General features: G+C 33.8%; 13 protein-coding genes, 1 riboswitch and 2 other annotated features (1 of these 16 running past the window's edge). All 13 genes read right to left on the bottom strand.

Annotation, left to right across the window (positions count from 1 at the left end):
* Window positions 1-6 precede the first annotated feature (6 nt).
* The 13 genes from celB to BR77_RS14360 all read right to left on the bottom strand — a co-directional run bounded on the left by celB (window position 7) and on the right by BR77_RS14360 (window position 13,949).
* Window positions 7-1,365: a PTS cellobiose transporter subunit IIC gene (celB, locus tag BR77_RS14420; RefSeq protein ID WP_010051377.1), complete on the bottom strand. Its 1,359-nt coding sequence runs from the start codon at window positions 1,363-1,365 to the stop codon at window positions 7-9.
* Window positions 1,366-1,387: 22 nt separating this feature from the next.
* Window positions 1,388-1,717: a PTS sugar transporter subunit IIB gene (locus BR77_RS14415; protein ID WP_010051373.1), complete on the bottom strand. Its 330-nt coding sequence runs from the start codon at window positions 1,715-1,717 to the stop codon at window positions 1,388-1,390.
* Between the two features lie 85 nt (window positions 1,718-1,802).
* Complete coding sequence (locus tag BR77_RS14410; protein WP_015077316.1) at window positions 1,803-2,528, bottom strand: GntR family transcriptional regulator, LSA1692 subfamily; 726 nt, start codon at window positions 2,526-2,528, stop codon at window positions 1,803-1,805.
* Window positions 2,529-2,566: 38 nt separating this feature from the next.
* Window positions 2,567-3,520, bottom strand: coding sequence for a glycosylasparaginase (locus BR77_RS14405; protein ID WP_015077317.1), 954 nt, complete (start codon window positions 3,518-3,520; stop codon window positions 2,567-2,569).
* A gap of 189 nt (window positions 3,521-3,709) precedes the next feature.
* Window positions 3,710-3,898: a hypothetical protein gene (locus tag BR77_RS14400; RefSeq protein ID WP_010051370.1), complete on the bottom strand. Its 189-nt coding sequence runs from the start codon at window positions 3,896-3,898 to the stop codon at window positions 3,710-3,712.
* Window positions 3,899-4,030: 132 nt separating this feature from the next.
* Window positions 4,031-4,609, bottom strand: a complete 579-nt coding sequence (locus BR77_RS14395) for a YdeI/OmpD-associated family protein (RefSeq protein ID WP_010051367.1) — start codon at window positions 4,607-4,609, stop codon at window positions 4,031-4,033.
* 130 nt (window positions 4,610-4,739) lie between these two features.
* Complete coding sequence (locus BR77_RS14390; RefSeq protein ID WP_010051364.1) at window positions 4,740-5,843, bottom strand: TcaA second domain-containing protein; 1,104 nt, start codon at window positions 5,841-5,843, stop codon at window positions 4,740-4,742.
* Window positions 5,844-5,917: 74 nt separating this feature from the next.
* Window positions 5,918-6,982 carry a DUF5105 domain-containing protein gene (locus BR77_RS14385; protein WP_010051363.1) on the bottom strand — a complete coding sequence of 355 codons (1,065 nt, stop codon included), beginning with the start codon at window positions 6,980-6,982 and terminating at the stop codon, window positions 5,918-5,920.
* Window positions 6,983-7,246: 264 nt separating this feature from the next.
* On the bottom strand, window positions 7,247-8,644 hold the full coding sequence (gene nhaC / locus BR77_RS14380) for a Na+/H+ antiporter NhaC (RefSeq protein ID WP_015077318.1): 1,398 nt from the start codon (window positions 8,642-8,644) through the stop codon (window positions 7,247-7,249).
* An 87-nt stretch (window positions 8,645-8,731) separates the two neighbouring features.
* Window positions 8,732-10,588, bottom strand: a complete 1,857-nt coding sequence (gene tdc, locus BR77_RS14375) for a tyrosine decarboxylase (protein WP_035065437.1) — start codon at window positions 10,586-10,588, stop codon at window positions 8,732-8,734.
* A gap of 67 nt (window positions 10,589-10,655) precedes the next feature.
* Complete coding sequence (gene tyrP, locus BR77_RS14370) at window positions 10,656-12,077, bottom strand: tyrosine-tyramine antiporter (RefSeq protein WP_015077320.1); 1,422 nt, start codon at window positions 12,075-12,077, stop codon at window positions 10,656-10,658.
* Window positions 12,078-12,905: 828 nt separating this feature from the next.
* Window positions 12,906-13,226: a YerC/YecD family TrpR-related protein gene (locus BR77_RS14365; RefSeq protein ID WP_010051357.1), complete on the bottom strand. Its 321-nt coding sequence runs from the start codon at window positions 13,224-13,226 to the stop codon at window positions 12,906-12,908.
* A 204-nt stretch (window positions 13,227-13,430) separates the two neighbouring features.
* Window positions 13,431-13,949, bottom strand: a complete 519-nt coding sequence (locus BR77_RS14360) for a folate family ECF transporter S component (RefSeq protein WP_035065434.1) — start codon at window positions 13,947-13,949, stop codon at window positions 13,431-13,433.
* Window positions 13,950-13,992: 43 nt separating this feature from the next.
* A riboswitch (THF riboswitch) is annotated at window positions 13,993-14,098 on the bottom strand.
* Window positions 14,099-14,289: 191 nt separating this feature from the next.
* Window positions 14,290-14,553 (top strand) — a binding site (T-box leader).
* Between the two features lie 78 nt (window positions 14,554-14,631).
* Window positions 14,632-14,660, top strand: a binding site (T-box leader) (it continues 233 nt past the right edge of the window).

The raw sequence follows: 14,660 nt of genomic DNA, 5'->3' as shown, positions 1-14,660 counted from the left end.
CACCTCTTATAAATCTTCAAAATCAAAATCGTCAAAGGAAATATCATCCTCTTCTTCAGCAACCGTAGCTACTTGCTCATCAATTAAATATTGGTCATCTAGCACTTTAATAAATGGATAATAAATAAACATTCCCAAAATAAATAGCAGGCCTTGTAATACAGCCCCTTGCCAACCACTAACTAAAAACCCAGAAATAATAATTGGCATCGTCCAAGGCAACTGAATTCCATTTGTAAAAGGTACCCAGCCCCAAGACATAGCAAAGTAAGCAATCACGATATTAATCGTTGGAACTAATGCAAACGGAATCAATAAAATTGGATTTAAAACAATGGGTAAGCCAAAAATAATTGGTTCATTAATTCCAAAAATTCCAGGAACAAGGGACAGTTGTGATAATTTTTTAATTCGTTGGCTTTTACAAACAAAAATCATGACGACAATTAAAGAAAGAGTTGAACCTGCCCCACCAAACGTCGCAAACATATCTTGAAATTGACCTGTGATAATATTCGGAATTGGCAAGCCATTTTTATAGGCATCTAGATTTTCAACTGATAAAGCTCTCAGCACCGGATTAAAAACAGCTCCAACAACACTTGAACCATTGATTCCAAAAAACCAGAAGAAATGTAAGAATAAATAGGCAATCACCATTGCACCTAGTGTATTTCCTAAGCTTAATAACGGTGTTTGTAAAAATTGGAAAATAAATAATTGCAAGCTACCATAGGATGTTAACGTAAATACCCAACTGATAACAAAGAAAATAAAGATAACAATAAATCCTGGAATTAGCGCTTCAAATGATTTCACAACTGTTGGTGGAACACCCGGTGGCATTTTAATCACCCACCCTTTTTTAATCACAGCCGCAAAGATTCTGGTCCCCAATAAGGCAACAATAATGCCTAGGAATAAACCTTTTGAACCCATCCACTCTAATGGTAAACTTGTAACTTGAACAACCTCTTCGGTCCCTTCAAGGGTATAATTTGTAAAAAATGGGGTTACCATAAAAAAAGTGACCAGTGATAAAACTGCTGCTGCAATGGCATCAATATCAAATTGCTTCCCTAAACTGTACCCAATACCTACGACTGCTAAAATCGCCATGACATCAAAGCTAGCTGAAGCTGGAACAGACATTTTAGAAGCCCAATCGGCTCCTAAAAAACTAGCCATAAAATCACCAAATGGCGTCCAAGGAAAGTTGGCAATTAAAAGAAATAATGAACCAATAATTAGCATCGGTGTCGAAATCAAAAAGCCATCTCGAATCGCAATCAAATACTTATTCTCTCCAATAATCTTCGCAAGTGGCATCAATACACGTTCCATACCGTCTAAAACTTTTTTCATTTCTTATGCTCCTCTCCAATTTTTATTTTTTCTGACTTTTAATCAACTTCAAGGCTTCCTTTAACGCTTTTTCGCCATCCATCATGCCATAAATTTCGGGATCAATCCCTCCAACAGGAATCCCTAATGGTTCAAATTTATCTTTTGTTTTTTGTAATAAAAAGCGAACTTGTGGACCTAGCAGAATACAAATCGGTTTTTCAGTTTCTACTACTTCAGCGGCCCTAGCAACTGGATAGGCTGAAATTTCTAAAGGCATCCCATGTTCATTTGCTACCGCTTGCATTTTATTAACCATAATACTTGTTGACATCCCTGCATCACAAAATAAATAAATCTTTTTCTTACTCATCATTTTTCCTCCTATCTAATCTAATACTATTTTTTAACTCGCAGTTCCAATGAATGTAAAACTGCGAGGAAATACTTTGACTAACTTACTTAAAACGATGCAATGTATTTTTAAATGTGTATTTATCCGCTCGGTAATAGGATGTATCATGTAATAATGGTTTACCTGTTACGGAATAGGTCACCGAATGAACTAGCAGCATCGGATCTCCAATTGAAACATCTAACAGCTGACTCATTTCTTCATTAACTAAAACGGCTTCTACTTCTTGATGAGAATAGGCAATATCGGCTTCTTTTTCAATTAAGCCAAATAAAGACTGACTAGCTAACTCCTGATTAATAGTTGGCAAATATTTTTCATCAATATACATATCTTCCACTGTCATTGGCTCATCATTGGCTAATCTTAAACGTTTGACATGGTACAATTTATCTCCTTCTGATAATTCTAACGCTTTTAAAATTGAATCTGGTGCTGATTCAACCAACTCAAATTCAATGACATGAGTCTTCGAACTTAACCCATAAGCTTCTGCAGCTTCAGTAAATCCTTGCAACCCACCACGACCACTTTGAATTTTTTGCTGTTGGGTCATAATGTAGGTACCCTTACCTTTATACTTAATTAAAATATCCTTTTTAATTAACTCATCTACTGCTTTACGGATTGTTAACCGACTAACCTTAAATTCCTTGGCTAGTTCATATTCGGAAGGCAATTTTTGCGCTGCACTGTACGTTTCATTTTGAATTCGTTCATGTAATTGTTCTGCTACCTCTATATAAATACCTTGCTTGTTGGTTTCCATTTTGTTGCACCATTCCTTTGCTTAATCCTTACTTTACTTTAGTCTACAGGCTTTTTAATTCGCGCTTCATAGGCATCTAACCAGGCTTTATCTGCAACTTCGATTCTCGTCGTTTTATTTTCGGCAGGATATGCTAAATAAATTTCTGCAGCTTCCTTTTCAGTTGCGACTGCAAAAGAAAATTCAACATTCGTTGCGACTCCCCATTCACCGTTCTTATTCATACAGACTAATGAAAATGCTCCGGCTTTCCCTTTCCGCTTTTCTAGTAAATCAGAAAAACCATAAACCACTTGATCTGCAGCAGCTTGAGGATGCATACCAGTTCCCATTAAGCGGACAATTTCGTAGCTTAAACACCCTTTCATTAAATCTTCTCCTAAACCTGTAGCCGTTGCACCACCAATTTCACTATCGACATAAAAGCCAGAACCAGATAATGGTGAATCCCCAACACGTCCACTTTTTTTCATAAATAGACCACTACTAGAAGTTCCTGCTACCATTTTTTTATTTAAATCTAAGGCAACTGCACCAACTGTATCGTGACCATCATAAGGACTTAAATTATGCTTTTGGATTTCTTCCAAACGCAATTCCCATAAACGCTTAGCACGTGCTGTTACCATATTTCGACAATCGAAACCTGCTTGCTTAGCAAATTTTGTTGCCCCTGCACCTACTAAAAAGGAATTGAATCGTTCATGACTCAAAGCTTCAGCTACTGCAATTGGATTCTTCACATCTTGAATACCAGCAACTGCTCCAATATCAAATGTATCTCCATCCATATAAGCAGCATCCATCTCAAGAATACATTCTTCATTAGGGAAGCCTCCATACCCCACCGATTTATAAAACGGGTAATCTTCAACTTTTTTAATCGCCTCAACCAAAGCAGTGCCTGCGCCTTCACCGTTTTTTAACGCTTCTGTCATTGATGCAACACCATCATAAGCCATACGCCATGTAGCAATCATTCCATATGTCATTTTATTGTCACTCCTTAAGATAAGTTTTTCTATCTATTCTCCATTGGATAAAACGCTTTCTTTTCTTTTTATTATATACTAGTATATACCATTTTGTATATACTGTTTTTTATTTTTATTGAAATAATAAAAAAGCAACTAGAAGACTTCTCCCAGTTGCTACAATTTTACCCGTATTTAATTTATTCTTTATCTAGCTTTTAAAATTTCTGCTTCGTTACTGCCTTTATCCATTTGTAAAATATCTAGCCCACAATCCTCATATGGACACTCGCGATACTCCAATTCAGCTGCGGTTCGATCTGGAATAAAGACAACCTCTACTGGTCTTTCACAGTAAGGACATTCTTGTTTACCTTGGATATTTTTAGTTAACATACATCAACTTCCTTTCTTGCGTACTTTTAGTATCAAGCCGTTTAATAGTGGAAGTTTTATTTTAACATAATCTAATTGAGCAAGGGGTATCTAGTTGATAAATTTGAAATTTCTTAATGATTTCACGTATTATTATTCAATAGAATCTTCAATCAATCGGCCATTATCATGCCATGCCCCGTATTGTTTGTTGGCTTTTGTCTGTTCAATTAATTTGGCTAAGCGGCTTTCAAATAATACAGCATCTTTCTTATTCGTTTGTATTGTATCGATACGAATTCTTCTATACAAGTCTGGAAACGCCATAAAATTCTCATAAATTTGCTGATCTTCTTTTAACTTTTCTTCTATGACTGAATCAATTTTAAAAGGTTGATAAATATCGCTTGGTAGAATTTTCCGACCTTCGTCTGTCATTAAACCTAACTTCTCCAAACGACGAACACGCTCCTTATTTAGCTCTGTCCAAGGACTTTTTTTAGCTCTTGGGGATAAACGTTGCGCTGTTTGTGTTTCAGATAATTTCTTTTTCACGCCATCAATCCAACCAAAACATAAGGCTTCTTCAACTACATCCAGATAGAGCAATGTATCTAATTTTGGCTTAATAGTCACAATGACCCAGCAATATTTTTCAGTTGTACTATTAGCTAGTAGCCACTCTCGTAACTCTTCTCTTTTTTTAAAAGTGAGTAACTTGTCTATTTCCATTTTTAGCGGCCTCTTTTCATAGGAATTCTTATTCTTAAAATTTAACTTCCTCTATTTTAGCATTAGTTTATTCTCCTAGTAAAGTTGGCCAATTGAAGCAACATATTCATTAAACACATTTCATTTTTTCTTAAAGCGAATTCAGCTGTTCTCCTTCACCTTTCCAGGTATAGACTTTAGGTTTTGGTGATGCTATTTCGGTACTATTTTTCCATTCTGTACTCTTTCCAAAACCTTCATCACGGCTATCAACTTCCCATTTTCTACCTTTTTTATTATAAATTAAGTGGTATTCGTAGACTTTACTCTCTTCTAATTCCATTTTATTTCCTGGGAGTAAAGATGACTCAATGTATGAATTTGAATCTAAAAATACCATTACGTTTAACGTCCATTGATTATTTTTCTGACTCAGTTTAATTGAGTCATTATTTACTGTTATGCCCTTATATTCATAGTAAAGTGATTCAATCAAAGGGCGTATCTCCATTAGATCCGCTGATAAATCTTTTAAGGCCTTATTCTCAGCATCTACGAAACCACCACCCATAAAAGCTGCATATTCGTCTGAAAATAGATCAATCACCGTTGCTAAGTTTTCAGTAAACTGTTTATCCTTTTCAGCTGATTTTGCTAAATAAGTTTCTAAATTTTTATTTTTATCCCAAACAACCACTTTGTCGTAATTCGTTTCTATTTTTGGCATATCCGATAGCAACTCTATTTTAAAGTCATACATTCCTGGAAAAATCGGACCGTATTGTTTTTTTTGTTTATTGTATGGAATTGTTTTATTTTCTTGATTCTTAATTATAACATTAGTCGCATCCGTACTTACAGTAAGATAGTTAGGTCTGACTTTTAATCGGTAGTTGGGGAAAATTAACCATTTTCTTCCCTTAGAAATAATCTCAAAAGTTTTCGCTGTCTGTTCTTCCTGTTGCTTTTCTACAGCTTGTTCTTTTAAATCGGCAAAAAAAGACTCTTTAATTTTATTATCTGATTTCAAATAGCTATTTAATGACTTTATTTCATCTTTGCTAACTTTTACTTCCTCTGTTCCGACTACTATTGATTTTTGTAAACTTGAGATATTTTTTTCATGAACCATTTTTTCTAAATTTGTAACAAATTTTTCCTTATTCGTTAAAGAAAACCCAATTCCAATGCTTATACCAATAATTACGACACCAACAAATGCAGCAATTCTTTTATTTCTAACTGTTAATTTCATTTGGTTAAACTCCTTTTAATTCTTAATACTCAAAAATAGCTCCCTACTTTAGCAGTAAGGAGCTATCATTATTTCTATTCTACTCCCCCAATGAAGGCTCTTAACAGGTATTCGTTTGATCCATCCATATTGGATTTCAAATTCACGTCCCACTTGTCATCTTTTTTAGTTAAAACGACTTTCAACTCATTTCTTGGCTCGCCAAGATCTGCCTTTTCAAGAACTTCAGTGTATTTTGTCAAAGCATATTGTTCTGCTTTTTCAGAATCATACTCATCTGATTGATCAAGGTATTCTTCTTTATACTCACTGAAAATGTCGCTAATTTCTTCATTAGATAAACCTTTCATTGTTACTTCTACCATTGCTTTCTTACCAACATTTCCGATAACTTTCGTTTCATAGGTTGCTCTTTTTGCTTCTATTTCTTGGAAATTTTTAAAGAAAGTTGTTAATTCTTCATCAGTTGGTTTGTAATTATAGACAAGGTAGTCTTTAAAGTTTTTCGTAAAAGCTTTTTTCACAGCTTCTTTAGCTACTTCACTATCTGTAGAAATATACTTATCATAATCAGGATTTTCTTTACTCAACAAAACAACATCAATATAAGCGTCTAATGCTTTCTTTGGTTCATCAAGATTTTTCTTTGTTTTTTCATATTTACTTAAATCAACTGCTACTTCAACATCGTTTTTACTATCTTCAGAAATTGAAGACGGTGCATAGCTTAACGTATATTCTTTGTCTGAGTCAATATTAAATAAAACTGTTCCAGTTAAACTTTTTCCGGAAGAAAGTTTTCCACCTTCAAAATCTTCGATCCCTGTTCGATAACTTGTATCAGGAGATATTTTTCCATCTTCACCTTTTTCAAATAATGAAAAACTATCAGGTGTTACATACATTTGCTCTTTTCCGGTATTTTTAACTTTTACATCAAACGCAATATAAGTATCTGATCCACCTTCCCCATCTTCAGAAAAAGGGATAACATATTCTCCATTTTCAATACTCATTTCTGCAATTTTACTTTTAGAAACTTCTGCTTTTTTCTCTTTATTACTAGATGTATCTCCACCGCATCCAGCAACAACGATTGCTAACAACGCTACCAAAACTAATAACACATTTTTTTTCATTTGACATCTCCTAAAAATTATTTATTAAATTGCTTACATAATTACTTTAGCATACGACAGTTATCATATCAAGCGTTTTATAACTTGTTATATATTAAAAAACTAAAATTTGATTTTTTAAAATTCAAAAAAATAAGTAAAAAAATAATTTAAATTAAGAATTTTTGAATTCTATCCAAACTTTCCCAACTAATTATTAACTAAAAAAGCTTGTCTGTAGCTACTTTTTGAAACTAGTAGCTACAGACAAGCATATAAACATTATTAATTTTCTTTCGTTTTCATAAATCCTGCACCAATCGTAATCAACGGAACTAAATAACAAAAGAAGGCAAATGGCAAATAACTGAGTGTTGATATACCCAATGTTCCAGCAATAAAGACACCACTAACACCCCAAGGTATTAAGGGGTTAAATGTTGCACCTGCATCTGATAATGTTCTAGATAAATAGTTATCTGGTAAAGAAATTTTACGATAATTTTCTTTGTAGGCTTTACCAGGTAATATAATTGAGAGATACTGCTCTCCAATCAATAAATTTATTCCAATAGAACTTAGTGCTGTCATTAAAATCAAACGACTTTTAGTCTTCATTAGCTCTTCAACTTGGGATAAAATAGTTTCAATAATGTTTAATTTCACTAATAAACCACCTAGAGATAAGGCTAATAGAATTAATGAAACGGACCACATCATGCTTTGCATGCCACCACGAGTCAATAATAAATCAACGTTAGCAACACCTGTTTTAGAAATATACCCATCTTGAATCCAACTTCCAATAGATGCTAAAGATGTCGTTGGATGGTAAAGATAACGAACTAGAATTGAAAGTACAATACTCGTCAAAAGTGTAGGTATAGCTGGAATTTTGCGCCAGGCAGCAAAAAATAATACGACTACCGGTAATAGTGTCACAGGTGAAATCGTATAAAATTCATGAAGTGTTTGGCTGATTGTTTCTATGCCATCCCCCGCTACAGTTTGTGTAGCGCGAAAACTCAGAAATGTATAGCCCAGCAAGGAAAGAAATGCCGCTGGTATGACTGTCCAAAATTCATGTTTAATGTGCTGAAATAAATCAACTTCGGCAATTGCGGCTGAAAGATTGGCCGTATCAGAAAGTGGTGAAATACTATTTCCTAAAAATGCTCCTGATACAATTGCCCCTGTTGTAATGGCTGGATTGAGGCCCATGATTTGCCCCATTCCCAAAAAAGCAATTCCAACAGTAGAGATGGTTGTAAAGGAACTACCAACTGTTGCTCCAACGATTCCACAAATTAAAAATACTGTAGGCAAAAAAAACTGGACTGATAGCACACTGAATCCATAAACCATAATGGTTGGGATCGTTCCGGCAGCAATCCACACACTAATCAAAGCACCAATTAAAATGAAAATAATAATTGGCACTAAACCTGGTGTGATTCCTTCCTGGATACCTTCTTGAATCGTTTTCCAAGAAACTTTTTTATAGCCAGCAAATAAAAATACAACAGCTAAGGCAAATAACAATGCTACATGGGCTGGTAATTTGAATCCAATAATCAAAGTCCCAATCATAGCTAATAATACAACTAAAAGAAATAAAGCCTCTTTTATCGTTACATCTTTCTTCATTTTTGCGCGCCCTTTCTGCCCTTCTCGTTTTAGCATTTTTTAACTCTTAAAAACCAGAAACTGGCTAAATTTTAGTTAAAAATTTAGCCAGCAATAGTTATTCTTCAATTCAATTAACTTTTATTACTCAGCATAAATTGCTTCTAATTTTTTTTGAATAGCTGATTCAATTTTAACTGCATAGTCATCAAAAACTTCTTTATCATTCATATATGGTGACATGCCTGATGCACGTAAAATAGTCACTTTAGTCGCACGATCCCATTCAGATCTTGAAAAACCTAAATTATTTACGAATTCAAATGGGCTATGGCCATATTCTTCAATAGCAAAATCAGTATGTGAAGTGATAAATTCATTGTTGTATAGACCACCTTTTGCGTAAGAAGCATAATCATAAAAGTCATGATTTAGTTTATTCATTTTCACTAAATCAGTATTGCCTTTTTCATTAAATACATAATCAACCATATTGAAATCAGGTTTTGTTAATGCATGTATTTCAATTGTTTTGTCGCCTACTTTAAATTCTTTTCCATCAATAAAGTGATAGAAATGGTACGCTCCTTCAATACTTGCTCCCATTAATTTTCCGTAGCCAGTCACATTTAATGGTAAGACTTTATGAGCAGTCCAGACAGCAGCCGCTGTTGCACCCGCTTTAGAGCCTTCTAGGATATAAGCACCTAATAATGCTGGGATATCCGCACCTTTTTCAAATACATAGGTTGCAAAATAAGAGATAACATCACGCATGCGAATATCTTTAATCACAACTCCACCTGCTGAATAAGGGATATAGCCCATTTTATGTGGATCGATTGTAACAGATTCAGCAAAACTAATGGCTTTGAAAGATTCGTATACTTCCCTTGTTAACCAATCATTTTTTTCCATAAAAATATTATTTTTAGCATAGACAGCTTCAATTTGATCCCATTCAATAAATTCATTATTTTCGTCCAAGAAGATTGAACGTCCGTATCCTCCATAGGCAGCATCAACGTGAACATAGAAGTAAATACCTTCTTTAGCTAATTTTTCACGCAAGGCAATCATTTGATCAATACGATCTATTTGTCCTTCTTCTGTTGAACCAACAACACCTACAACACCTAAAATAGGAATTTCTTGTGCCGCTAAATCACGAATTTGTGCTTCTAGTTTATCAATATCCATTCGATATTCACTGTTTTCTTCACCAGCAATGACTTGATCCAAGCCAATCCCAATAATATCAGCCGCTTTTAACCATGAGTAATGTTTGGTTTGCGGTACAATCCATTTTCCTAATTTTTCTAAGTTTTTCCCACTGCGAGCTGAGCGAGCTTTTATTTCATCAAATTGATCTTGAAGTTGATCTAACATGTTTAAAACTTCTTCGGTAGACATATTTAATAGTTCCCAATCAGATTTACCAGCAACCATTTCTGGTGCTACTTCTTGGATAGCGAATGGCACTGATTTCATATTACGGGCATACCAAAGGCCTTCTAAATTGGCAATTGATCCATCTGCGGCAATATGTCCCCACCCGTTTTTATAACTCATTAATGTTGCAAATTCCATTCCTACTTCTTCTTCCATTTGTGAAGTGGCTGGCGAAGATTCGTATGCTACGTTATTCCCATTCCAAAGCATAGCAGTTGAATATGCAATAATGGCAGGCATTAATGTTTCAGAATTCATGTGGCCCCAGAAACGTCCTGCAGAGTGCCATGGCAATGATTCTGTCCGTAAGCGTGATGACAAAACGTTAAAAACACTTCTCATATTATCTGCTGTTGCTTGAAATTCTTTTGAACTGCGATCTTGTGGAGTAATTACTGGTAAATCTTGCGGCATATAGTTTTGTCTCCAGCCAACATGTTCATCCACCATTTTATTTAAGATTTCTTTGAATAAATCAACATTTTCACCTTTATCACCAAGAAATAAAGCTTTTAAATTTGTATCGTCTGTATTGAATGTATTTTTCATCATATGTTCCTCCTATATAAAAACTGGCTTTGATAAAACTAATTTAATTTGCTACTTATTTTTATAACTAATCGTCTAATGTATCTTGTTTTTTCCATTCTGGTTTTTTAAATTTGAAAATCAAGAGTGCAATCCCAATCATAATAACTGTTGCTCCAACTTGATAAATAATGTATCCGACATGACCGCTTTGAGAAATTGAAGATGGCGGAATCAAACTAACTAAGATAGTCACAATTACACTTAAAATAGATAGACCGGAAATAAACCACATCAAACCATTGCCTTTACTGCCTAATCTAAATGGACGTTCTACTTCAGGCATTTTATAACGCAATTTAATTGCTGAAATTGCAATTAATAGATACACAACACAATAAAGAATTGTTGTTGTAATGGTAATGATTAAGAAAGCTGCACTGATATCGGGAATAACTACATAGAGAAATGAAACAAGTGAGATAACTACTGCTTGGATAATCACGAAGCTAATTGGAATCCCTTTTGCAGTACGTTTTTGGAAAAATGGAGGTAAATTGCCTTCATCTGCCACTTTAATCATTGATTTACTTGGTCCTAAAACCCAAGCACTTAATTGAACCAAAACTCCAATCAATATCATTAATGAAATAATGTTATTGAATATTGCTGGAATCCCTAAATCTTGCGTCATAATCACAAAAGGTTGCGTAATGTTTGCTAATTCCATTTTTCCTGCTGGGACACTATCTGCTACACTTAAACCTGCGACTAAATTAAAGACAACCAATAAAAGGACAGAGGCAATCACTGCGATTGGATAGTTCCGTTTTGGATTATCAATATTATTTGCGTGAACAGAAGATATTTCAACACCTGCAAAGATGAATATAATTCCGGTTAAAGTTGGCAAGCTACCTAAATCGCTTAAATCAGGTAATAACTTACTTGCTTCAAAATGACCTAAATAACTATCTGCATTAATACCATGTTTGGCCATATAAAGAACACCTAAAATAACCAAGGCTAAGAATGGAATATAAACTCCGATAATTGCGCCCCAATCACCTGCGATTTTAACCATATCAAATTTCAAATTTAAGAATGTAATTCCCCAATAAGAAATTAAAATCATCGCAAAGATAAAGATATTATTTGTGCCAAGTTCTGGTTTATTGATCACATACCCAATTAAGACACCGACTGTTGAAGCGACCATAACCATTCCAAAGAACATTTGCACCCACAGTAACCATGAAGTAACAAATCCCCATTTTTCACCAAGTGCATTGCGAACCCAAACTTGTGGGCCACCTTCTTCAGGCCAACCTGTAGATAACTCAGCTGACATTAAAGCAATTGGTAAAGCAAAGACACACGCTGCTAGTACCATATAGAAGATTTGTGCCCATCCGGTTGAGGCTAATGTTGGAACACTACGAACGGTTCCAAAGAAAGCCATCGTAATTCCAATTAAACCAAATAATGATAATTTTTTAGATTGTTTCATACTATTTTTCTCACTCCTTTTTATTGTTAGGAGTTTTCTGAGGTAATGGACTAATCGATAGCGCTAATGAAAATTCAATTAATCTCTTAATTCAAAAAACTTCTATAGAAAACTTTTCTTTTTTATTCACAAATAAAAAATAATGAAAACTACTTATTTATATATATTTAAATAGGTTTTTTATGCAAAATTATAGCTATTTAAATTCATGAATAAAATGGCTTTTAAAAACTTGAATCGTGAATACATGCGTTAGTTTAGTCCTCTAACCAAAAATTGTCAACAGCGTTAAAAGCCTTTAAATTAGAACTAAATTAGTTTTTACAGCTTTCTTTATCAGGGAGTTCCGTTAAAGCTTTAACTCGTTAACGCGAGAAAGCGTAGACGCGTAAAACAAAAATATTCAACTTATTTTTTTGTATGTTTCGAATTTTTATACATTATATTTTCGTATATTATCCATCATCATTCTTTATAATAGTTACTTAATTCACAATAAAAAAGCTTCATTAAAGACTTGTTAAGTCTTTAATGAAGCTTGGTAGCTACTCTACTAGTTCCTATATCACTATAAGAATTGCCTGACTAACAATTTTTATACATTTTTGTTCTTGTTAGTATTGATAAAGATTATGTAAAAAAAAAGAGTAGTCTTCTTTAATCTTTTTTTTAATGAGTTTTTAAACTAATAAAAATGAGAATTCACGTCTATTTTCTCATCTAAAATCTCATCATTTTTTTATTCTTTTTAATTAAAAAACACGCTTCATTGTTAAATAAAATAACAAAAAGCTGTAACTAGCTTACTCACCAGTTACAGCTTACTATTTATTCTTCTTCATTTTCTGTCAATTTATTAGCTTGTTCAATTCGTTTAAACAACATATCATATGAGTTATTTCCATCAAATAAGGAGCGCTTTACACGAGCAATCGTAGCAGTGCTAGCATGAGTTTCCTTTTCGATTGTTTGATATGTTTTCTTTTCATAAAGCATTTTGGCAACTTGGTAACGTTGGATGATGGTCTTATTTTCATTTAAGGTGAGTAAATCATCAAAAAAAGCAAAACATTCTTCCTTTGATTCCAATGCTAAGATCCCATCAAAAAATTCATCAATCATTTTAGCCTCTATTTTATCTATTTGCAAAATCAAAGCTCCTTCCAAAAACCTATCTAGACTTCTTTCTACTAGCTAACGTCTTGGATGATTATATCAAATTAAGCTATAAAAGTCATGGTTTTGAGTGAATGAAGATAAAGTTAATTTATTAAAAAAAGCTAAAACAAGTTCGAAATCAACTCATTTTAGCTTTATTTTGGATGTTTATTTTAGTTTGATTTTTCTTTTTTATTAAAGTACAGGTTGTAAGAAACGCTCTAATACACGACTTTTTACAACTAGATAAATTAAAGCAACACGTAATGGAACTCCGATAATGTTGGAAATTACTCGCCAAGGGAAAATAGCAATAAAGGCTTTATCGTACATCATTGATAACCAGAGGCTATTTAAACCTAAATTGACAATAATTGAAACCAGTAACACAGCTACAATAATGCGCGTCAATGTTTTTGGTTTTTTATAAAGTACAAAACCGTAAATTAAAGCTGTTAAAAAAGTTGATAAAGTAAAGCCTGGGAAAAACATCGCTTTAGGTAATAAAACCATGCCAATAATGTCTGTTGAAACAGCTGTGACTCCAGCAATCCACGGACCGTACATCATTGCAATCATTACACCTGGTAAGAACCCTATTCCGATTCTAAAAAATGGGACTTCAAATGAAAAGACCCTCGTTAAAATAATTTCTAGTGCCATTAATAGCCCTATGATGGTGATTGCACGTGCGTCTAGCTTTGTTTTGTTCATTTTGAAAATCTCCCTTTAAGAGCTTCCAACATAAATAATATTATGCAGCGAATGCAAGAATAAAACCGCAAACTATCCAAAGATAGCTTTTCGTCCAAAAGGCAACATCCCATCCTTCTAGCACTTAACGCTTTATTCCCTACTCTGTTTATTTTTAGATCGCCTTAACGACCTAAAGCCTACTATAGCATATCTTATTTGCTTTTGACTAGCACTATGTTTGCACGACAAGAAGAAACTGCTTACATTTTTTCTTCTGATTTTTTTATTTTTTTGTGTTGACAAACAAGCTAAACCCCTGTATATTTAGTGATAAGTTAGAAACACATGAGAATACAATTAAAACACATTGAAGAGAAGAGTACGTTTTTATAAAACTTATAGAGAGCCCTGTCTGGTGGAAATGGGTAGTCACATGAAAGCGGAAGATGGTCTTGGAGTGGAATAATCGAACGGCTTCGGCTTTTAAATTATTACGGTTGCGCCCGATACAGCGCCACAGTTTAATGGAATCAATTTTCCACGAACTGTTTAAGGTAGAATTAGTGATGATTCTATAAAAAAAGGTGGTAACACGAAGCATTTAACAGCTCTCGTCCTTTTATCAAATCAAGCATTTGATAGTGGGAGGGCTTTTTATTTTACCTTTAAATCCCCTCTCAATTGAAAATAAAATGAAGACTGAAACGCTATGAAGAGAAAAGTATTGCT

It is taken from the genome of Carnobacterium maltaromaticum DSM 20342 (assembly GCF_000744945.1).
Taxonomy (GTDB): Bacteria; Bacillota; Bacilli; order Lactobacillales; family Carnobacteriaceae; genus Carnobacterium; species Carnobacterium maltaromaticum.
This window is presented reverse-complemented; position numbering and strand designations above follow the sequence as displayed.

Bases quoted from the DNA above. Each gene is read 5' to 3' on its own strand.
- celB (WP_010051377.1), bottom strand. From the start codon at position 1,365: ATGAAAAAAGTTTTAGACGGTATGGAACGTGTATTGATGCCACTTGCG.
- BR77_RS14415 (WP_010051373.1), bottom strand. From the start codon at position 1,717: ATGAGTAAGAAAAAGATTTATTTATTTTGTGATGCAGGGATGTCAACA.
- BR77_RS14410 (WP_015077316.1), bottom strand. From the start codon at position 2,528: ATGGAAACCAACAAGCAAGGTATTTATATAGAGGTAGCAGAACAATTA.
- BR77_RS14405 (WP_015077317.1), bottom strand. From the start codon at position 3,520: ATGACATATGGAATGATTGCTACATGGCGTATGGCTTATGATGGTGTT.
- BR77_RS14400 (WP_010051370.1), bottom strand. From the start codon at position 3,898: ATGTTAACTAAAAATATCCAAGGTAAACAAGAATGTCCTTACTGTGAA.
- BR77_RS14395 (WP_010051367.1), bottom strand. From the start codon at position 4,609: ATGGAAATAGACAAGTTACTCACTTTTAAAAAAAGAGAAGAGTTACGA.
- BR77_RS14390 (WP_010051364.1), bottom strand. From the start codon at position 5,843: ATGAAATTAACAGTTAGAAATAAAAGAATTGCTGCATTTGTTGGTGTC.
- BR77_RS14385 (WP_010051363.1), bottom strand. From the start codon at position 6,982: ATGAAAAAAAATGTGTTATTAGTTTTGGTAGCGTTGTTAGCAATCGTT.
- nhaC (WP_015077318.1), bottom strand. From the start codon at position 8,644: ATGCTAAAACGAGAAGGGCAGAAAGGGCGCGCAAAAATGAAGAAAGAT.
- tdc (WP_035065437.1), bottom strand. From the start codon at position 10,588: ATGAAAAATACATTCAATACAGACGATACAAATTTAAAAGCTTTATTT.
- tyrP (WP_015077320.1), bottom strand. From the start codon at position 12,077: ATGAAACAATCTAAAAAATTATCATTATTTGGTTTAATTGGAATTACG.
- BR77_RS14360 (WP_035065434.1), bottom strand. From the start codon at position 13,949: ATGAACAAAACAAAGCTAGACGCACGTGCAATCACCATCATAGGGCTA.